Origin of the sequence: Collinsella sp. CLA-ER-H9, from assembly GCF_040092295.1 — a bacterium.
Taxonomy (GTDB): Bacteria; Actinomycetota; Coriobacteriia; order Coriobacteriales; family Coriobacteriaceae; genus Collinsella.
The window spans coordinates 1-21,299 of the sequence record NZ_JBBNLV010000019.1; the positions used below are offsets into that span (position 1 = coordinate 1).

Genomic DNA, 21,299 nt, shown 5'->3' on the forward strand with positions numbered 1-21,299 from the left:
GCATGAGTGTGCTGAGCGGGTAGTAGATCATGGGCTTGTCGTAGACCGGCAGCAGCTGCTTGGAGGTCACGAGCGTGAGCGGGTACAGGCGCGTGCCGGACCCGCCGGCGAGGATGATGCCTTTCATTGTGCTATTCCTTTCTAAGTTGAGTAATTGAGTATCTATTCCAGACCAGCCGCGCTATGCATCCGTTCATTTCCCACGCGTAAGCACTCGCTTGGTCAAGGCAAGCATGTCTCGCGCCGAATGCCTGTTCAGTACCAAATAAGCTGCGTAAAGCGCCAAATACCCCAGGACGGCAACAAGCGCGGGCGCGCAAAGCGCTAGCGCCACAAACGCAGCTGTGAGCACGACCTCTTCGATGGGAGCGGGTGTTGTGGAAACCCCAATTTTCGCGTTCAAGTGCCGTTCCGACCAAAGGGAACGGCAAACGATGCATGCGACGGTGCCAAGCAGGACGGCATCGAGCGATCCGATCACGTAAACGCCAATGGTGCAAAGCGCTATGCTGCCCGCTAGCGTGCAAAGGTTCACCTTGAGGAGCGTCCGTTCCTCCCTCAGCACCTTAAAATACGTGGTGCAGCACAGGTTCATCTTCGTATCGAACACGCAGACGGGCAACAGAATCGCGAAATAGTGCATGGTGTCGGCGTATTGCGGAAGCCAGAGGGACAGCACCCATGCCATCGGGAAATACAGGAGGTAGACCACAGGAAACGTCACCTCCATCATGTCGCGAACGAAGCGGTAGAAAGCTCTTCGTTCTCCCTCGGTGCCCTGCCTAAGCGCCGGGAACAGCACCATGCTCGCCTGCGACACAAAGGTTATGAAGAAGTTCACCATCGAGAGCCAGAACGACACGCGCCCGAAGGCCTCAATTCCCCAGGCGTTGTCTACCAGCGCCCGCGCAACACCCAGGACGAGCATCGAGGCCACGTTCGATATCATCAGTGCGAAGCCGACCTTCATGCTCGAAAGGCTCAGCCTGGCGGCCTCCGTCAAGGGCAGCGCCCTGGCCGCGAAGAAATCACGGGAGCGAACGATGCAATAGGTCAGCGAACAGGCTTTCGAAATTAAAAAGGCGAAAACATAGGGCTCGAAATCAGGGACCCGAATAAATACCATCACGAGGATGATGGCCAGAAACACCAGGCGGTCGATCATGGTGGAATACGAGAAGAGCTTGGTCTCGTTCATCGACTGGAAGATATAGCCAAGGAATCCGGCAAGGTTACAGAGCACGGTGTAGAGGGCGAACGCCAGTAGGACGAATGAGCGCTGCGCCTCGGGCGCCCAAACAACGGCGATGATGGCGATGACGGCGGCCACGACGAGCTGGAATGCCATGCCGAAGCGAAACTGCGAGTTCACAGCTCGCTTGTCTATCTCGCCTCTCGTGTTACCGCCCTCGATGAGGTAGATACCGTCGTTGAGACCGAGCATGAAGAAGCCAGAGTAGCTAGCGTAAAAAATAAACAGCTGCCAATAGCCGTACGTCTCGACGCCGAGCACCTTCGGCACGAGAAGTGACATAGCGACGCTCGCCAAGAACGAGATACCCTGGGCCGCGAACGCGACAACCATGTTGCCCGCCAGAGACCTATAGTTCATGCCTGTCCCCTGGCTCATCTAGCAGCTCCCCAATGGAGCGCTCGTCCAGCGGACGATAGAGCTGTTCGATATGTGTCTCCATGAAACGCCTGTCCACCTTCGAGTAGTCGAGCGCAAGGAGCCGGTCGATGACGTCCTGGCTGAAGCGTTTCTTGACGGGTTTTGCCGGCACACCCCCAACGATCGTGTAAGGCTCCACGTCCTTGGTGACGACAGCCCCTGCTGCGACGACCCCCCCCGGCCTATATGGACGCCGTCCAAGATGGTCGCGCCGTAGCCAATCCAAACGTCTTCTTCGACGACGATACCGCCGTCCCCGCATGCCTCATCGTAAGTCTCTCCCAAGACAAAGCGGCGCAGAGGAAACGTCGTGAAATGATCGATGGGATGGTTGTTGTGAATAACGAAAGTCACATTTGGCGCAATCGAGCATAATTCGCCTATGGCGAGCTTGGGCTGCTTGGACGCCGTAAGAACGTTGATTTCCCCGTAGGAGTAATCGCCAATTGTGACATTGTCGAGCCCGATTGCCCAACGCCCGAGTTGTGTTCTGTTGTGCCCATTGGCTTTGGCCCACTTCAAAGAAGCGGATACATGCCTAATTTTCGTTCGGATTCCTAGCATTTTAACTCCCGAGAAAAATTGACTTGCTCAGCCTCAACGCGACGCAGAACAAGCTTGGTTCTAAACACAATAAGCCCCACAAAAAGAAGTTGCAGCCAAGTAGAAGCAAGCGAAAAATACTGATCTTGGAAGAACTGCATAAAGGCCGGATATAGAAGCAGACAGCTTAGGTATCCAAACAGTGCATCAACATTCTCTCGCTTGTAGCAAAAACCAGACATCAAGCCCAAAATCGCACTCATAATAATGCTGTATACTACGCCAAAATCATCGCAGTAATACTGGAACATGGTGTATACATTGCTGGATACGCCATTGGCAATATATATAAATTGCTGGACAAGTTCGTTCGCGCCATCGCCCAGGCCAAGGGCCACGTTAAACGCCGAAAAAAATCGAAGCGTGTTAGAGAACGTTCCACTCGGCTGATAAGAATCGAAAAATAGCTGGAAACAAACAAGGGGAGATGCAAGGTAGCTAATGAACTGATCAGAGAATAATTCACCGAAATTGAACGTGGAGTATCTATATCCATATTTAAGCCAGGCGAAACCGAAAAATATCACAAGGAAGGCGACCGAGCCAACAAGCAGCACATATACGCACTGCCTAAACGATAGTTTTTTGCCTTTTACAAACACAGCCACCAACGGCAGTAGGTACCACAAAAAACCATTTCTGCTTAATTTTAAAAAACAACATGCAAGCCCTAAAATCACCTGCAATACAACAAGCTTTGCATTTTGCCTTCTGATCGTCTCGTCGCACTTGAAGTACGAAAACAGGATAGCAATCGAGAATCCTTCGATAATATTTTCCGCATATCCCATCCAAGACGGCATCTTCAACGCACTGTCCGAATCTCCCGATTTCATAGTAGTAAGCAGAGTCGTAATTTGTTCGACCTGTGGCACTTGTGTCAAAAAGCAAGCGAATACAACCGCAACGACCAATACCTCAATCACAAGTATTTTCTTCAGGTTCTCATTGTCCAAAGAGAATAGTGCCTCGTGTCCGTGGGCCTCATGTTCTTTTCTGGAACCAGCTGAGAATAAAAAGAAGAATTGAAACGCAAGTATTCCAATAACTAAAACAAGATAGGCCGGACTGTTTTCATCAATCCTATATCCGCAATTTACTAGAGAGAAAAACGCCATCACCCACGCTAAGAGAGACAACGCGTTATGTGCAAATAAATCTCGCGTAATCAAAATTACGAGGCCAAGCATTATGAGCAGTGTTAAAGAATATAGATATAGCACGGCAACCTTCCGATACGTCGCTCTAGTTCGCTTTACGCGATAGTCCGTCATGAACTCCACGAATGATTGCGACAACTTTCGACATACGGTTTTGTTCAAATAGGATCTTAATAGCTTCCTGCGCTTCCTCTTTGAGACATACAGGAAGAGCAATCTCGCTTTTTCTAAAGAGAAGAATTTTATTTCTGGCTATGTAGTACTTGCGAAAACTGCTGTGGTTGGTGACGTGAATTACCTTGCCGAGAATCCGGACGCAGCGCATGTCTCCAAGTTCATGGGACAGCGAAGTCGCAGGGTCAATGACCACGCGATAGCCGGCTCTACGAAGTCGAATGCAGAAATCGCGATCAACGCTGTCGATGAACAATGTCTCATCGAAACCACCGATCTTCCTCCAGGCGTCAAGGCTCGTCAACGACGCGCTAGTTATCGTCCATTCGACCTCGTAGGGCCCATCTTGCGGCAATTCGTAATATTCCTCGTTGCCCGCGTAAGAAATCCAAGGTGCCGCAACCCCAACGTCTTTGGTCAAATGCGCCGCCAGCTTCTCCACCAAGCCATCTTCACATACCGAGTCCTGGTCGAGCGTCAATACGGCGGTGCAGCGCTTCTCGTCTGCGGCAGCACATCCCATGTTGAGGGCGGCAGCAATGCCTTTATTCTCCCCCAGGGGAACGAAAATTGCATTGTCATATTCACGGCAGAGCGCTTTCACCCCACCCGTCTCGTTTGAGCCGTTGTCCACGACAAAAACGTGTTCCACCTGTTCGGCTACGGCGGACAGACATTCCGAAAAGCGCGCAAGCTCCGGGTTGAAGGTAACGATGCAGGCCGCAATGCCCCTCATCAATGTCTCCTTAGGGCGACAATGAGGTTCACAAGGCTAATTTTCTCGTTGGCCATCGGCCCCTTCTTAATCAATTGCGCTATAAGCGGAAGCGGCTTTCGCTCCTCCATGGCTTTGACGGCAATCTCACGTGCCGCAATCTCCTCATCGAGTCGATCGAGCGTACCGGAATCCAGCTCGTTGGCGCAGTACTTTCTACACGCCTTGATATGCTTGAGCTGATGCTTTCTGCCTTTAATGTGCTGTTCGGGGTTTGACAGTCTCGACTTCAGAGAATAGGTGGGCGCGGATGCGTTGCTCCTGTGAACCCTGTGCAGGACAAGTGCCTCTCCGCCGACGCGGTAGAATCCACCCTTGGCCGCCGCGAAGAGCCCGAGCGGCGAATCGTACACGAGGTCCTCGCGCTCGATGATGGGAGTCATCTCATCCATAAAGGAGTGCTTCACGCCAAGCGTCAGGCCGCTACTGAGCATAGATGAGACCTGCTGGTCGAAGTCAACCTTCCATACTCCCTCCCCCGTGCGCCTAAGCGAGGTCTGGAATGTGTTGTCGGGCCTGTCGTCCTGGTCGATGATCGTCGTGTCGCACGATACTACGAGCGCGTCTTCGTGCCTCTCAAACACGGACATCATCTTGGAAATCTTGCCATCCGCCCAAACGTCGTCTTGGTCGGAGAAAAAGACGACGTCACCCTTCGCGAGCGAGCATCCCTTGAGGTAGTTTCCAACGAACCCGAGGTTCTTCTCGTTGCGATAGATCCTCCATGTGTCCGTCAGGCCGTGCTCATCAATGTACGCATCGATGTACTCCGGCGTGCCATCGCTCGAACAGTCGTCGACGATCACCACCTCGTCAGCCTGTCGCCCCTGCGAAACAATCGAGTCAAGCTGCTCCCGAAGGAACTGCCTTCCGTTGTACGTCGCCATGACGATGGTGGCCGTCATTCCTCTATGGATGACGCCATCCATATTAGCCATCAGCAGCCCCGAACTTCTGTGGTGCGCCGATGCAAGATCAAGGAATCGCTGGAAAACTCGCCTTTCACGATGCTCCCCGCCGAGACCACCGAGTTCGCCTCGATTTTCATTCCTCGAAGGATTATCGTTCCCGCGCCTATCCAACAGTTCTCTCCAATCTCCACCGGTACGCATACGAAGAAGCCCTCTTTGAGGACCCCTCCATGAAGGTATGGTCATGTTCGTAAACGAGGACATTTGGTCCGAACTCTGTGCCTGCGCCGATAGTTACCGCGTCATGGCAGATGTCCATGCGGTTATAGTTGATGCGGAAGTTGCCGTCGATTGTAGAGTTCGAGCCTTTTCTCTCCTTAATCTTGCTTCCGCTGAGGATTCGGACGCTGCACCCGATATTGACTTTCGAGTCCTCATTGAAATTACAAATCTCATTGTGTGAAATCCTTTGGATCGCGCCTTTGAGGTGAAGGCTTCCCATCAGCCCGATTTTCCAAACGGCCATCCTTAAAAATGTCCATGTAGCGCTGATAACGTTGTTCACCGCCCCCCCTCAACGGCGCGCCTCCTTCGCTTCTTCTATAACCGCCATTTCCTTCAGGTAGCGCTCGACAATTATCTGCCTGTCGAACTCCCTCTCGACCTTTCTCCTGCCGTTCAGGCCCATCTCCCTTTTCTCGGCATAGGACAGGGCAAGAAAATTCTCGATTATTGAGATAAGGTCTTCCGCGTCTCTCTGCTTTACGACGAAGCCATTGACGCCGTCATCCACGACCTCCCTGCACCCAGGCCGGTTCGTCGTAATGATCGGTCTGCCGCAGGCGCAGCTCTCCAGCAGGACATTCGACATACCCTCCGGATAGAAAGTGGGATGCACCGTGCAGCTTGACAGGGCATGCATCTCTCGCACGTCTTTGACGCTTCCGTGGTAGATGACGACGCCGTCCTTCTCGCAAGCCTCGAGGGAACCTCTGTATTCTTCCTCACAGCTGCCGCAGACATGAAACTCTGTATTTGGGTGCCTTCCTCGAATCTGCCTAGCAGCTTCGAGGAATTCTTCGATGCCTTTTTCACGCATTACTCGAGCGAAGAAAAAGAAACGAATAACCCCATCGTCTTTTGGATAGTCCAAAAGACGAAATCGCTGAAGATTAACTCCGGAGCCAGGCAACAGATCGCAACGATTCCCTACGATCCCCCTGGATAGCATAAAATCCCTGTTCGCCTCGTTTTGGAAAAAAACGACCTGTGCCCTCTTCAGCCCTAGCTTATAAAGCCCGAGTGTTAACTTCTGAAGCGGTCCATCATTCTCGACCGCAGTACCCAATCCTGTAATATTAACAAGGTAGGGAATACCGAACTTACCGCAGAGAATACCACCATACACGTTTGGTTTAATTGTATATGTAAACACAATGTCGGGTTGGATTCTTTTAAGCACCTTACGATAAAAACGAATCAGTTGGACATCGTCCACTGGATTCGTGCCACGCCGAATTAGAAAAGGGTTATCAATGAATGAGGCCCCGAGTTTTTCAATCTCAGGAACCAGCTCGCCGCTTGGTATGCAGAAAACAACCTCATGCCCAGCTTTAACGAGTTCCGCGATCAGTTCACCCCTAAAATGAAGCAAGCCTCCATCATTATTGGCAAGGATCAGCACCTTCATCGAGTCTCAACCTTTCCATCTGATGGCGTACCTGTGAACGCTTCCATAGTCACCGAGGTGCCACTGCTAATTCCACTTCGGCTGAAAATTACCTTGAACGTTGTTAAGAACACTTTTAGGTCCATAGTGAATGTGCAATTGCGAGCGTATTCCACGTCATAGGCGAACTTCTGCTCCCAGCTAAGAGCGTTGCGCCCGTTCACCTGCGCCCAACCCGTCATACCTGGCCGCACATCATGGCGGTGGCGCTGTTCCTCGTTGTAGAGGGGCAGGTACTGTACCAGAAGCGGCCTGGGTCCAATCAGGCTCATGTCGCCCTTTAAGATGTTGAACACTTCGGGCAACTCGTCAAAGCTTGTGGAACGCAAGGCGCTGCCGAATTTAGTCAGGCGCACCTCGTCAGGCAGCAGTTCGCCGTTCGCATCGCACTCGTCAGTCATTGTGCGGAACTTATACATCTTGAAGATGTTTTCACCCTTGCCAGGTCGCTCCTGAGTAAACAGCACAGGAGTACCCAACTTGATCCTAACCAGGATGGCCAGGATAGCGTACATCCACCAGAACAGCACTATAAAAGCAAGAGCGATGATAAAATCGAGCGCTCGCTTCACGCAGCGCTCGTAAAAGTTAGCTTTGTGGACGGCTTGCGCCATTACGCGAAGCACCCCTTGATGACCTCGATAATGCGGTCCTGCTGTTCGGGCGTCATCTTATTGTCAGAGGGCAGACATAAACCACGCTGGAAGATGTCGGCGCCTACATCCAAAGGCAAGCCATCTGCACCCGTTGCACCGCCAGAGATATAGGCGTTTGTCTTAGCCCTACCATTTCCTTCGCGTGTCACAAATGCGTTCATGCGATAGATTGGCTGCATATGCATAGGCTTCCAAATGGGACGGCCTTCTGCATTGATGGCGGCGATAGCCTCAAGAATTTCGGTGGGGCAGCTCTTACCAGACTCGCTTACGTAAAGAGCCTCACTCTCACCGCGAACCTGTTTACACATGGCATCAGAATCAATAAGCATGCAGGAAAGCCAGAAATTCGGCTCGCAAACGCTGGAGTCATAGGGGTTCATGCTCACCGGCAGCCCCTTGAAGCCCTCCTTGTAACGCATGTAAATAGCCTTCTTTTGGGCAATATGCTCCTCCAGATAGGGAATCTGGCCACGCACTACGCCTGCAATCACGTTGCTCATGCGATAGTTGTAACCCAGCTCTTCGTGCTGGTACCACGGAGCAGCTTCGCGCGACTGAGTTGACCATTTGCGCGCTTTATCGGCTGCTTCTTTGCTGTCCGTTAAGAGCATACCGCCGGCAGAACCGGTAATGATTTTATTGCCGTTAAAGCTGATAGCACTGACATCGCCGAACGTGCCAGTTTGAGCGCCCTTATAGGTGGCACCCAACGACTCGGCAGCATCTTCAACAAGGATTGCTCCGTGCGCATCGCAAATGGTTCGAAGCTCATCTACCTTACCGGGCGTGCCGTAAAGATGCGCAGCTACAACAACCTTAGCGGTCGGATGCAGCTCAAAAGCCTTCTCAAGAGCGACGGGATCCATGTTCCAGGTATCGCGCTCCGTATCGATAAATACAGGAACACCACCCTCGTAAACAACTGGGTTCACCGTAGCGTCGAAAGTCATATCACTGCAAAGAACCTTATCACCAGACTTAATTCCAGCGAGTTTCATGGCAAGATGCAGCGCAGAAGTACCGCAAGAAAGGGCAACGGCATAGCCGCAACCAATCTTTTCGGCCATTTGGCGCTCGACCTCATTTATGTTCTCGCCTACCGTCGACATCCAGTTAGTCTCGTAGGCTTCGGTGATGTATTTAAGCTCATCACCATGCATGGTCGGCGAGCTAAGCCAAACCTTATTCTCGAAGGGTTTAATGTCCATCTCGGCTCCTTATCCCTAATCGTTAAACTGCGGATGATATGTAGGTACAACCTCAGCAAGAACGGACTTAACCGTGTCGTTATCCTTGTCGAGGCAGTCATGAAGCTTCTCGAGCTTGTCTTTGATCTCTTCCATCTTGTCGGCCTCGGCTGTGGAAATGCGGATCTCGGAATGTTCGGTAGGCAGGAGCTGCTCGTTGTCCATAAGGAGCTCCTCGTACATCTTTTCGCCAGGACGCAGGCCGACCTCTTTGATCTGGATATCTTTGCCAGGCTTAAGACCGCTCAGCGTAATAAGGTTGATGGCAAGGTCGTAGATCTTGACCGGCTCGCCCATGTCCAATACAAAAATCTCGCCGCCATGCGCCAGAGCGCCGGCAGTAATGACAAGCTTGCTAGCCTCCGGGATGGTCATGAAGTAACGCGTGATGTCCTTGTGCGTAATGGTGATAGGGCCACCCTCACGAAGCTGGCGTTTAAACAGCGGGATGACCGATCCGTGACTACCCAGAACATTGCCAAAGCGAACAGCCGTAAAGATAGTCTTACTGTTTGCCGCGTAATACTGAACGATCATCTCGTCCATACGCTTGGTGGCGCCCATTACGTTAGTGGGATTAACGGCCTTATCGGTAGAAATTTGCACATAGTGGCTGCACTGGTACTTGTCGGCAAGGCGTACAACATTGAGCGTGCCAAAGACGTTATTCTCGATTGCCTCGCGGGCGTTGTGTTCCATAAGAGGAACGTGCTTGTGGGCTGCAGCGTGGAAAACAACTTGAGGATGGTACTTCTCAAAGACCTTGGTAATAGCTGGAAGATGTGTAATGGAGCCGATATAGACTTGAATATCAGTGCCCTGATCATGAGCGGTCTTGATAATGTCGTGATACAGCTCGTAGGTAGTGTTCTCGTAAATGTCGAACAACACGATTTGCGCAGGCTTTGCCGGAAGCAGCTGACGTACAAGCTCTGAGCCAATAGATCCGCCGCCGCCCGTGACCAAAATGCGCTTACCGGTAACGTAGCCCATCTGGTTAAGGTCAAGCGACTTCTCCTCGCGAGAAAGCAAGTCGCTGATCTCGACCTCACGAAGAGCAACCCTGCCAACACCATCCTGCGGAATATCACGGACATTGGGGAGCGTGAGGACCCTAAGACCTGTCTTCATGCACAGATCATAGATTCGCTGACGCTCTTCATGCGTGGCACTCGGAATTGCCACGACAATCTGTTCAGCCTCACAATCGTGCGCAATAGTAGGGATATCGGCGCAAGTACCCCAGACCTTAACGTCATGAATACGCTGATTTTGCTTATTGGGATCATCGTCAACAACAGCAACCGGATCTCCAATCATATCGGGGTCTCCGTTGAGCATACGTTTGATGGAAAGAGAGCCGGTCTCCCCTGCTCCTACGATGAGCGTACGCGGGAGATGCGCATCGGAATTGCTTTTAAAGCGCCAGAGCTGGCTACCATAAATTGCGCGAATGGCAAAGCGGCCGCCACCGCAAATAATGAGGACGACAGCCCATGCCATAACGTCCTCACGAAGGGTCATGCCCTTGCCAAATAACACGTTAAAGATAACGTCGCCAATTACCGAGCCTACCGTTACAGCAGCAACAATACGTCCAGCCTCGGAAATGCTCGCATAGCGCCACAAGCTGCTATACATATGAAAGAACCAAAAGACAACAACGTTGACAAGCGCAAGCACAAAAATAGCCGGACATACGCCGGCTGCCCCGCTGAGCGTCGCCCAATGCTGCGTTCCCCACGATGCAATAAACACGGCAATAAAAGTTGCCACAATGTCAAATGCCATCAACGCATACGGCTCAAAGGCGCTCAGCTTCCCCTTTTGCTTTGCGCTTTTAGATTCAGTGTTCAAGATTTGTACTCTTCTTCCCTATTGATCCCGCTGTCCCCACCCACGGGGATCTTCCCTGTCCCTTTAATCAATCGCCAGCAGCTAGGCGATCAACTTTTAAGGTTTCGCATTACGCGCTGCTCGGCCGAAAGCACGGCAAGGCCAACGCGAGTAGTTACGCGTCGGCCGCACAGATCGAGCTCCAAATAAGCAGTGCTCTTGCGTCTGTTAATGGTTTTGATAAGGCCTTCGTGGCCCAGCAGCGGACCTGCCGTCACTACGACCTGGTCGCCGTCTTTTAGGGCCTCGCTCATAGGCACTACGCGGTCTCCCCTATGCGTAAAGCTGCCAATAAGCTGAGCCTCTTCTTTTGCCAGCGGCACAAACTGACCGTCCTGGGAAAGCACCCGAGCAAAGTCGTCCATGCGCAGCAGATACTGTTGCACGGTGCGGGGATCTGACGTATCGCAGATAAGATAACCGGGAAAGAGTGGCTTGGTCGTGTTGACCCATTCACCGCGTACTTTAATCTCGGTTTGAAATTGGGGATAAAAGAGCTCCTGCATGGCACCAGCCGGCACCATACGCTCGATGCGCTCGCACATTACATCTTCGCGACCGTTTATGACCTGGATCACATACCACACGAGCACCACCCCCTTGCTGTCTTACGTGTGGCTCACGGGGTTTGGGTATGGCTTCGCCAGGGCGCTTGTGCGCGAAGGCGCTCCATATTCAAACCCTGAGCCCAGTTAGACAAGCACGTGGCTCTGCCCCACCGTGAACGGTATGTATAAGCGCAGTGGCTAGAGTCGCGGACGTGTATCGCAAAATGACCGCGTCTCCAGCTGGCTGCGTGCGGCCCAGTCAAGCGGGTACAAAACTGGACCGCACGCAAACAGCTGCAGGACTACTGCGCTTTGTCATGAAATAACAATTCGAAAGAACAGCCTGCACAAAGTCAAGAACAAAGTCATTCGATGCGATTCGCATGACGACACTATTGGAGCTCGTGGTTTTTCTGGCACCGCCGTTACGGCCGGATGCTGATCTGCCCTGTGCTTCACGACCGGTTAAGCCGTGAGCGCAGTTGAACCGATGTAACGATAGAAATGTTAGCACAAGCCGGCTAGAAACCGATTTAGGCCGCCCGCGCCACATATCATTCATTTGCAGTGCTTAAGGGGGTTATTTTGCAAACTTGTTCACATTGACGCAGGTTAATGCGGGCGTAACTCTTGGTGCGAGCTGCCCAAGCTACAACGATGACGGTGTGAAATGCAAAAAGGAATAATGTTGGGTTAACAAACTATGTACAGAAGTGGTAAATAAATTGCGCAACTTTTTTGGGTGTGGGTGCTGGTGTGGCATCACTTTGGTTTGCGCAGTGGCTGTATACGAAAAAAGCCTTCGGTTTCCCGAAGGCTTTGCATTCACGGTGGTGGAGACGAGGGGGATCGAACCCCTGACCTCTTGACTGCCAGTCAAGCGCTCTCCCAGCTGAGCTACGCCCCCGTGACGAGGAGATACTATAGGGGAATGTTTGCTGAGATGCAAGGGGGAATTTTGGATTGATTATCCACTTTACGGGTTTTCCTGGGACGGTGGATAAAACCCTGATGCGATGGCCTTTACTTGTAGAGGTAAGCGATGGCGGTGCCGGTGTGGACTTGGATCGTGGCTGTTGACCTGACGACGTTGCTAATGCCTGTGTCGGCTAGCAGACCTAGGGGGCTGTGATCTAGCTCCCACTCTAGGCCATGTTCGCTTACCTCGGTGTTGGGGGCTATGGCGATGATGGAGAACGTCTTGCCCTCGGCGTCCTCGATGGTCCACGACTCGCCTGCGTGAAGGATGCGAGCGACCACCATGTCCTCGGCGATCCAGACGGGGGCGTCCTCGTAGCCCGCGAGCAGCCCCAGCACGGACAGGGCCATGTCGGGACGGCCACCGGTGGCGCAGGTCACAACCACTTCGGCACCCGGCCAGCGACGACGGACGGAATCGAGCGCCAGCGCCAGATCGGTATAGTCCTTGTAGGGGTCGTGACGCTCAACTTCAAAGTCGGTGGCGGCATCGACCAGTGCGCGACCCGCGTCGCTCACCGTGTCGGCATCTCCCACATACACATCGCAGCCCAGACCGGCGTTCAACAACGCGTCGAGCCCACGGTCCACGGCGACAACGTGGTCGCACTTCCCCGCCAGCTGACGTAGCAGATCCGCGCTCGCTACCACGGGCGAGCCGCAGACCACCAATACCTTGCAAGCCACAGCTCTCGCCTATCCCTCAAACGAAAGCACGCGGGCCAAATCAAGGTCCTCATAGCTATCGATAAAGATGTCGCAGTTGTCGCGAACCTCGTCGCGCTCCATGCGTCCGTGTGGATCATAAATGCCCACGCGCTTAAAGCCGGCAGTGCCAGAGCTCTTAAGGCCAAAGACGGCGTCCTCAAACACCCATGCACGCTCAAACTTGTGCCCATGGCGCTCCTCCAGACGGCGCAGCGCCAGCTCGTACACATCAGGGAACTGCTTGGAGCGTCCCGCCTCGCCCGTGGTGGTAACAAACTCCATGTAGGCATCGAGCCCGGCGCCCGCAAGCGCAGACGTAACCAGCTCGGCCGGAGTGGACGTGGCCACGCACATGGCAATACCGGCCTCCTGTGCCTGTTTCAAAAATGCAAGCAGACCCTCACGGGGCGGCACCTTGGAGTAACCATCGATCAGGATGTCGCTCAGCTCGCGGTAGAGCTCCTCGCCATTTTCGCCAATGCCCCAGGTGTCGTGGTAGGCCTGGCACTCGTCCTCGAGCGATAAATGCTCAAACTGGGCAAAATCATCGACCGTCACGTCAACCCCGTGGCGGTGCAGCAACTCGGGCTGGGCATAGGCCCAAACGGGGGTGCTATTAACCAGCGTGCCGTCGCAATCGAAAATAAAAGCGACACTTGGGGCGGCGATGTGGTCCATAAACGAGCCTTTCGATGTCAAAAGGTAAACAACCTGCTAAATACGTTTTACCAAACGTCAACCTAACAATCTAGAAACGCTAATTGATAAAACTGTCAAGAGTTTTACCACAGCAATTCTGCAAGTGGTATAAACATGGCGCTTACCGATTAAACGCGCCCGCAAATCCTCTTTCGTCCATAAAAGTAACGTACAGGTGTTATCGTAGTTTTTGCCGAAAGTTCCACCGAGCACGCGAGGTGGAACGAATCATAGAACTATCGCCGTCCCTTCGATTCGTGCAGCCTTGGACCTTTCGCATCTAGTCACCAAGGCAACACGCTGCCGCGTCATGATGGGATCAAACGTGAGCGATACAAAGCTAAAGCCAGCAACCAAAAAGCCTGCTACCCGCAAAGCCGCCCCGCATGCACCGGAGCTCACCAAGGACGATGTCTACCTATTTGGCATCGGCACGTGGGAGCGCAGCTGGGAAAAGATGGGCGCGCACCCCGACACGCAGAACCGTACGCGCGGCTGGCGTTTTTGCGTTTGGGCGCCCGATGTAAAAAGCGTCCATGTCATTGGCGAATTTAACGACTGGGATGAGCAAGCCAACCCGTTGGTGCCCATGCATACGAGCGCTATTTGGGAAGGCTTTATTCCTGGCGCCGAGCAGGGTCAGCTCTATAAGTTTCTCATCGAGACCAACGAGGGCGAAAAGCTCTACAAGGCCGATCCGTACGCCTTTAAGGCCGAGTGCCCTCCGGGTACCGCGAGCGTGCTGTGGACCCTCGATGGCTACCAGTGGAACGACGCCGCATGGCTCAAGCGCCGCGCCAGCCATAACCACATGTCGCAGCCCCTTAACATCTACGAGGTACATATTGGCTCGTGGAAGCGCCACGGCGACGCGCCACAGGGCGAGCCCGACGAGTACGGCAACTACCCCGGCCCCATGGACCCCTTCCCCGCGCAGCGCGGCGAGTTTTACACCTACGACGACCTGTCGGTTGAGCTCGTGGACTACGTGCGCGACATGGGCTACACGCATATCGAGGTCATGCCGCTTATGGAGCATCCTTTCGATGGCTCCTGGGGTTACCAGACGACCGGCTATTACGCCGCCACGTCGCGCTACGGCAACCCGCAGCAGCTCATGCACTTTATCGATGCGTGCCATGAGGCGGGCATCGGTGTGATCATGGACTGGGTGCCCGGCGGTTTTTGCGCCGACTCCCACGGCCTTGCCACCTTTAACGGCCACATGCTATTTGAGCACGAGATTCACCCCAACTGGGGCACGCACAAGTTTGACTTCGCCCGCGGCGAGGTCCGCTCCTTCCTGGTCTCTAACGTGCTGTACTGGCTCGAAAACTTCCACGTGGACGGCATTCGCATGGACGGCGTGTCCAGCATGCTGTACCTCAACTTTGGCATTGACGATCCCGGCCAAAAGAAGTTCAACAAGTACGGAACCGAGGAGGATCTGGACGCCAGCGCGTTTATCCGCCAGGTGAACTGCGCTGTAGAGGCACACTACCCCGACGTAATGATGATGGCCGAGGAGTCCACAGCGTGGCCGCTCGTGACCTATCCGCCGCAGGACGGCGGCCTGGGCTTCCACTACAAGTGGGACATGGGCTGGATGAACGACACCCTGCACTACATGCAGACCGATTTTCCGTGGCGCCCCGGCAACCACGGCCTGCTCACGTTCTCCATCATGTACGCCTTTACCGAGAACTTTATTTGCCCGCTGAGCCACGACGAAGTCGTGCACGGCAAGTGCTCGCTCATCGGCCGCATGCCGGGCGACTGGTGGCGCCAGTTTGCCGGCCTGCGCACGCTGGCCTTCTACCAGATGACGCACCCCGGTGCCAAGCTCAACTTTATGGGCAACGAGATCGGCCAGTTTATCGAGTGGCGCTACTACGAGTCCATTCAGTGGTTCTTGACCGAGGAGTATGAGACTCACAAGCATCATCAGGCGTTTATCAAGGCGCTTAACCACCTGTATACCGCCGAGCCAGCCCTGTACGAGCGCGGCTACACCGACGACGGCTTTACCTGGATCGACGCGGATAACTCCAAGCAGTCCATCGTGAGCTTTGTGCGTCAGGGCGAGGACGTCGATGACGACCTGGTGATCCTGATCAACTTTGACCCGGCGAGCTACGAGAGCTTCCGCGTGGGCGTGCCGCGCGAGGGCGACTGGGAGGTCATCTTCGATTCCGACCGTCCCGAGTTTGGCGGCAGCGGCTATGCCGGCGAGGAACCCTACACCTGCTCAAGCGAGCCCTATCCCTGGAACGGGCAGATGGATTCCATCGAGATCAAGGTGCCCGGCCTGGCTGGCGTGGTGCTTAAGCGCCGCGGCCCCAGCAGCTATAAGCCGCCCGTGGTTGAGGAGCCCAAGGCCGCGCCCAAGAAGCGTACGTCCACGGTAAAGCCCAAGCCCGCGGCTGCTAAGAAGGCTCCGGCCAAGGCGAAGACTGCCAAGTCTGCCGCCAAGACCACGGCCAAATCCACCACGGCCAAAAAGGCAGCCACTAAAAAGGCTGCTCCCAAGGCTAAGGCAGCCGCTGTTAAGGCTCCTGCCAAGAAAGCGTAACAAAAGCGTTACCACTGCAATTACCCGCCCCGCGGGGGCGTAGGATACAAGTCATAACCGTTCCGGGAGAAACATCCCCGGGGGAAAGGAACGTATGAATAAGATCTTCGACAACAAGCAGGAGTTTACCGAGCTCTATCGCGATGCCGTCATGAGCATCAGCGGCAAGAGCGTCGAGGCCGCCAGCGACCTGGACCGCTTTAACGCCCTGGCCAAGCTCGTGGCTGAGAAGGCGCGCACCGTTGCCACCAAGAGTGACGCCCGCGTGACCGCCGAGGGCAAGAAGCGCGTGTACTACTTCTCGATCGAGTTTTTGATCGGCCGCCTGCTCGACAACTACCTGCTCAACTTTGGCGTGCGCGACATGGTTGCCGAGGCGCTCGACGACATGGGCTTTGATCTGTCCGTCATCGAGAACCAGGAGCCCGATCCGGCGCTGGGCAACGGTGGCCTGGGCCGTCTGGCCGCATGCTTCCTGGATTCCATGGCAGCCGAGGGCATTGCCGGCTACGGCAACGGCATGCGCTACCGCTACGGCCTGTTTAAGCAGGAGATCGTCAACGGCAGCCAGGTCGAGGCTACCGACGAGTGGCTCACCCACGGCTATCCCTGGGAGGTCCGCCGTCAGGACAAGGCCGTGACCATTAAGTTTGGCGGCCACGTCGAGGGCTTTGAGGAGAACGGCCGCACGTTCTACCGCACGGTGGACACGCAGGACATCCTGGCCGTCCCTTACGACATCCCCGTGGTGGGCTATGCCGGCGAGACCGTCAACAAGCTGCGCGTCTGGGCCGCCGAGCCGGTCGAGGAGCACTTTGACCTGGAGGCCTTCAACCGCGGCGACTATGCCCTGGCCGACGCCGAGCGCGCCGAGGCCGAGGCCATCAGCGCCATCCTCTACCCCAATGACGCCGGCGAGCACGGCCGTCTGCTGCGCCTGAAGCAGGAGTACTTGTTTGTCTCGGCCGGCATCTACAGTCTGCTCGACACCTTTGAGAAGGAGCACGGCGAGAACTGGGAGCTGCTGCCGCAGTTTGTGGCCATCCACACCAACGACACCCACCCCGCCATGTGCGGCCCCGAGCTCATGCGCATCCTCATCGACGAGAAGAAGCTCGAGTGGGATGACGCCTGGAACATCGTGACGCAGGTCGTGAGCTACACCAACCACACCATCCTGCCCGAGGCCCTGGAGAAGTGGCCCATCGGCACGTTCTCCAAGCTCCTCCCCCGCGTGTACCAGATCATCGACGAGATCAGCCGTCGTTGGCACGAGTCGTTCGACACCACGCAGGAAGGCTGGCAGGAGCGTCTGCGCCAGACCGCCATCCTGTGGGACGGCGAGATTCGCATGGCCAACCTGTCCGTGATCTGCAGCCATAGCGTCAACGGCGTGGCCAAGATCCACTCCGACATCATCAAGAACATCGTGCTCAAGGACTTCTATGCCCTGACGCCCGAGAAGTTCAACAACAAGACCAACGGCATCTCGCACCGTCGCTTCTTTGCCGAGGCCAACCCCACCTACGCCAAGCTTGTGACCGAGGCTATTGGTGACGGCTGGCTCAAGGACGCCTTTGAGCTGGAGAAGCTCAAGGAGTTCCAGAACGACACCGAGTTCCTGAAGGCCGTGGGCGCTTCCAAGCGCGCCAACAAGGAGCGTCTGGCCGCCTACGTCAAGGCCGAGACCGGTCTGGTCATTGACCCCAACACCGTCTTCGATGTCCAGGTAAAGCGCTTCCACGCCTACAAGCGCCAGCTCATGAACATCATGAAGGTGATGGACATCTACAACCGTCGTATCGCCGATCCCAACTTCCACGTGACGCCGACGACCTTCATCTTTAGCGGCAAGGCTGCCTCGAGCTACACCTTTGCCAAGGAGACCATCCGCCTCATTAACTCCGTGGCCGACGTCATCAACAACGATGCCCGCGTCAACGAGGTCATGAAGGTCTGCTTTATCCCCAACTTCCGCGTGAGCAACGCCCAGCTCATCTACCCCGCCGCCGAGATCTCGGAGCAGATCTCCACGGCCGGCAAGGAGGCCTCGGGCACGTCCAACATGAAGCTCATGATGAACGGCGCCATTACGCTGGGCACCCTCGACGGCGCCAACATCGAGATCGCCGACCTGGCCGGCCGCGAGAACGAGGCCATCTTTGGCCTGACCGCCCCCGAGGTCGAGCAGCTCTGGGCATCCAACAGCTACTTTGCGTGGGATACGCTCAACAACGATCGCGAGCGCCTGGGCCGCGTGATGGACGAGCTCAAGGACAACACCTTTGCGGGTCTTTCGGGCAACTTCGAGAGCATCTACAACGAGCTCATGAACAACAACGACCCCGACCTGGTCATGGCCGATTTCCGCAGCTACGTGGATGCGTGGGAGAAACTCACGGGCAGCTATGGCGACCAGGAGACCTGGAACCGCAAGGCGCTGCTCAACACCGCCTCCTCGGGCTGGTTCTCGAGCGACCGCACCATTCGCGAGTACCGCGACGAGATCTGGCACGCGTAAAGGCGCGCAAGCTCCCCTATGCCAGCACGGCATTACTCGACGGGCGTGACGTTGTGCCGCACCCGTCGCTAATGGGTTTAGGAACATCGATGACAGAAGGAGAAATCGATGAGTAAGAAAGAATGCATCGCGATGCTCCTCGCAGGAGGACAGGGCAGCCGATTGGGGGCACTCACCCAAAAGATCGCTAAGCCGGCGGTTAGCTTTGGTGGCAAGTTCCGCATTATCGACTTTTCGCTCTCCAACTGCTCCAACTCGGGCATCGACACGGTGGGCGTTCTGACCCAGTATCGCCCCTACCTGCTGCATGCCTACGTGGGCTCCGGCGAGGCTTGGGATCTGGACAGCCGCGATGGCGGCGTATCGATCCTGCCGCCGTACGAAACGCAGACCGGCGGCGCCTGGTATGCGGGCACGGCCGACGCCATTACGCAGAACCTCGACTACATCAAGGCCAACGACCCCAAGTACGTCCTGATTCTTTCGGGCGATCACCTGTATCGCATGGACTACCGCAAGATGCTCAAGACGCACATTGAGAATAACGCCGACCTCACGGTGAGCGTTATGCCCGTGCCGTGGGAGGAGGCCAGCCGCTTTGGCATCCTGACCACCGACCCCGAGGACGGCCGCATCACCAAGTTCACCGAGAAGCCCGATAAGCCCGATTCGAACCTCGCGTCCATGGGCATCTACATCTTCTCGGCCGACGTGCTGATCGAGGCGCTCGAGGAGGACGCTCTGGACCAGCGCTCGAGCCACGACTTTGGCAAGGACATCATCCCCAAGCTTCTCGGCGAGGGCAAGCGCCTGTACAGCTACGAGTTCCACGGCTTTTGGAAGGACGTCGGCACCATCGCCAGCTTCCACGAGACCTCGATGGACCTGCTGGGCAACAACCCCGAGTTCGATTTGTTCGACAAGCACTTCCCCATCATGTCCAACATCACCACGCGTCCGCCGCACTACATTGGCCCGGACGGCCGCCTGGACGACTGCCTGGTCTCCAACGGCTGCAAGATCTACGGCACCGCTCGCCACTCGATCATTTCGACCGATGTCGTCATCGAGGAGCGCGCCGTGGTCGAGGACTCCGTGCTGCTGCCGGGCGCGCACGTCAAGAGCGGTGCGCACATCTGCCGCGCTATTTTGGGCGAGAACTCCACGGTCGAAGAGGGCGTGAAGCTCGGCTCTGTCGATACCACCAAGGATACGGCCGTCGTTGGAAATGACGTCGTTATCGGGAAGGGGGAATGATCCGATGATCAATCGCAAGGCCATCGGTTATATCACCGCTAACTACTCTTCGACTTACGGCAGCGTGCTGCTCAAGGACCGTCCCATCGCGTCCGTTCCCTTTTTGGGCCGCTACCGCCTGATCGACTTCCCGCTGTCCAACATGATGAATGCCGGCATCAAGACCGTCGGCGTCGTTATGCCGGGAAACTACCGCTCGCTGATCGACCACGTGGGCTCGGGTAAGGACTGGGGCCTGGACCGCAAGAAGGGCGGCCTGTTCATGGTGCCCGGCAACGCGTATGGCACCACCAAGGGCGGCATGCGCTTCCTGCTGCGCGACATCATCTCCAACAAGACGCTGTTCCAGCGCTCGGACAAGCCCTATGTCGTGATGATGGGCACCAACATCATCTTTAACATGGACCTCAACACCATCATCGACGCACACGAGAACTCCGGCGCCCAGATGACCGTGGTGTACTGCAAGGCCACGCGCAACGTCGATGACGAGACCAAACTCGAGATTAACGAGAACGGCCGCCTGACGGGCGTGAGCGCCGGCGTCGTGTACGGCGACAACGCCTCTATGGACTGCTGCATCGTCAACCGCGAGACGCTGCTCGAGATTATCGACCACTACCAGGCCGCCGACTATCTGGACCTGCTCGAGGCACTCCAGGGCGACTTTGGCAACATCGACGTGTGCAGCTACGAGTACAAGGGCGAGGTCGTGGGCGTGTTTAGCGAGAAGTCGCTGTACCGCCGCAGCATGGACCTGCTCGACCAGACCGTGGCCGATCAGCTCTTTGACCCCGAGCGCCCGATCCTGACCAAGGCTCACGACGTGCCGCCTTCGCGCTATGCGACCGGCAGCCACGCGTGCAACTCGATCATCTCGGCCGGCTGCATCATCAAAGGCACCGTGCGCAACTCGATCCTGTCGCGCGGCGTCGTGGTCGAGGAAGGCGCTTCGGTGACCAACTCGATCATCAACCAGAGCTGCATCATCAAGAGCGGCGCACGCGTTGAGAATGCCATCCTGGATAAGAACAACGTGGTCCCCACCAATACAGAGCTTCGCGGCACGCCCGAGAACATTCTGGTGCTGGGCAAGGCTCCGTTAACTTCCGACACCACCATCGTGCGTTAACGTTGGCACCGCAACATCGCTCGTAACATGTAGAATAGCCGCCCGGTTAGCGCCAGGC

The 21,299-nt window shown here is 55.5% G+C and carries 17 protein-coding genes and 1 tRNA gene; 4 read left to right on the forward strand and 14 right to left on the reverse strand.

Translation table 11 applies throughout. From position 1 onward, the window contains the following. From AAAX73_RS08830 to AAAX73_RS08895, 14 genes are all read right to left on the reverse strand, one after another. A partial coding sequence (locus AAAX73_RS08830) for a sugar phosphate nucleotidyltransferase (RefSeq protein WP_349125689.1) occupies positions 1-127 on the reverse strand: 127 nt, incomplete at its 3' end. A 66-nt stretch (positions 128-193) separates the two neighbouring features. After that, entirely contained in the window at positions 194-1,630 is a 1,437-nt protein-coding gene (locus tag AAAX73_RS08835; RefSeq protein WP_349125670.1) for a hypothetical protein, read from the reverse strand. A 599-nt stretch (positions 1,631-2,229) separates the two neighbouring features. After that, the gene (locus AAAX73_RS08840) at positions 2,230-3,549 is read right to left on the reverse strand and encodes an O-antigen polymerase (protein ID WP_349125671.1); all 1,320 of its coding nucleotides are present in this window, start codon (positions 3,547-3,549) and stop codon (positions 2,230-2,232) included. Continuing rightward, the gene (locus AAAX73_RS08845; RefSeq protein WP_349125672.1) at positions 3,521-4,345 is read right to left on the reverse strand and encodes a glycosyltransferase family 2 protein; all 825 of its coding nucleotides are present in this window, start codon (positions 4,343-4,345) and stop codon (positions 3,521-3,523) included. The genes AAAX73_RS08840 and AAAX73_RS08845 overlap by 29 nt, the downstream gene beginning before the upstream one ends. Continuing rightward, positions 4,345-5,322, reverse strand: a complete 978-nt coding sequence (locus AAAX73_RS08850) for a glycosyltransferase (RefSeq protein ID WP_349125673.1) — start codon at positions 5,320-5,322, stop codon at positions 4,345-4,347. Before AAAX73_RS08850 ends, AAAX73_RS08845 begins: the two co-directional genes overlap by 1 nt. A gap of 136 nt (positions 5,323-5,458) precedes the next feature. Beyond that, positions 5,459-5,860 (reverse strand): hypothetical protein, encoded by a 402-nt coding sequence (locus AAAX73_RS08855; RefSeq protein ID WP_349125674.1) that lies wholly within the window; start codon positions 5,858-5,860, stop codon positions 5,459-5,461. Positions 5,861-5,869: 9 nt separating this feature from the next. Continuing rightward, on the reverse strand, positions 5,870-6,985 hold the full coding sequence (locus AAAX73_RS08860; RefSeq protein ID WP_349125675.1) for a glycosyltransferase family 4 protein: 1,116 nt from the start codon (positions 6,983-6,985) through the stop codon (positions 5,870-5,872). Continuing rightward, positions 6,982-7,638 (reverse strand): sugar transferase, encoded by a 657-nt coding sequence (locus tag AAAX73_RS08865; RefSeq protein ID WP_349125676.1) that lies wholly within the window; start codon positions 7,636-7,638, stop codon positions 6,982-6,984. The genes AAAX73_RS08860 and AAAX73_RS08865 overlap by 4 nt, the downstream gene beginning before the upstream one ends. After that, entirely contained in the window at positions 7,638-8,891 is a 1,254-nt protein-coding gene (locus AAAX73_RS08870; RefSeq protein ID WP_349125677.1) for an aminotransferase class I/II-fold pyridoxal phosphate-dependent enzyme, read from the reverse strand. Before AAAX73_RS08870 ends, AAAX73_RS08865 begins: the two co-directional genes overlap by 1 nt. A 15-nt stretch (positions 8,892-8,906) precedes the next feature. Further along, complete coding sequence (locus AAAX73_RS08875) at positions 8,907-10,706, reverse strand: nucleoside-diphosphate sugar epimerase/dehydratase (RefSeq protein ID WP_349125678.1); 1,800 nt, start codon at positions 10,704-10,706, stop codon at positions 8,907-8,909. A 170-nt stretch (positions 10,707-10,876) separates the two neighbouring features. Then, complete coding sequence (gene loaP, locus AAAX73_RS08880; RefSeq protein ID WP_349125679.1) at positions 10,877-11,413, reverse strand: antiterminator LoaP; 537 nt, start codon at positions 11,411-11,413, stop codon at positions 10,877-10,879. 792 nt (positions 11,414-12,205) lie between these two features. Continuing rightward, a tRNA-Ala gene (locus tag AAAX73_RS08885) sits at positions 12,206-12,281 on the reverse strand. A gap of 116 nt (positions 12,282-12,397) precedes the next feature. Further along, positions 12,398-13,039, reverse strand: a complete 642-nt coding sequence (locus AAAX73_RS08890) for a thiamine diphosphokinase (RefSeq protein WP_118080621.1) — start codon at positions 13,037-13,039, stop codon at positions 12,398-12,400. A 9-nt stretch (positions 13,040-13,048) separates the two neighbouring features. After that, complete coding sequence (locus AAAX73_RS08895; RefSeq protein ID WP_118080619.1) at positions 13,049-13,738, reverse strand: HAD family phosphatase; 690 nt, start codon at positions 13,736-13,738, stop codon at positions 13,049-13,051. Positions 13,739-14,069: 331 nt separating this feature from the next. Between AAAX73_RS08895 and glgB the strand changes: the two genes are divergently transcribed. The 4 genes from glgB (at position 14,070) to glgD (ending at position 21,241) form a co-directional block, all read left to right on the forward strand. Further along, entirely contained in the window at positions 14,070-16,331 is a 2,262-nt protein-coding gene (gene glgB, locus AAAX73_RS08900; RefSeq protein WP_118080617.1) for a 1,4-alpha-glucan branching protein GlgB, read from the forward strand. Between the two features lie 94 nt (positions 16,332-16,425). Next, the gene (locus tag AAAX73_RS08905; protein ID WP_349125680.1) at positions 16,426-18,852 is read left to right on the forward strand and encodes a glycogen/starch/alpha-glucan phosphorylase; all 2,427 of its coding nucleotides are present in this window, start codon (positions 16,426-16,428) and stop codon (positions 18,850-18,852) included. Between the two features lie 108 nt (positions 18,853-18,960). After that, positions 18,961-20,109, forward strand: coding sequence for a glucose-1-phosphate adenylyltransferase (locus tag AAAX73_RS08910; protein ID WP_349125681.1), 1,149 nt, complete (start codon positions 18,961-18,963; stop codon positions 20,107-20,109). A 4-nt stretch (positions 20,110-20,113) separates the two neighbouring features. Beyond that, the gene (gene glgD / locus AAAX73_RS08915) at positions 20,114-21,241 is read left to right on the forward strand and encodes a glucose-1-phosphate adenylyltransferase subunit GlgD (RefSeq protein ID WP_117736345.1); all 1,128 of its coding nucleotides are present in this window, start codon (positions 20,114-20,116) and stop codon (positions 21,239-21,241) included. Positions 21,242-21,299 lie beyond the last annotated feature (58 nt).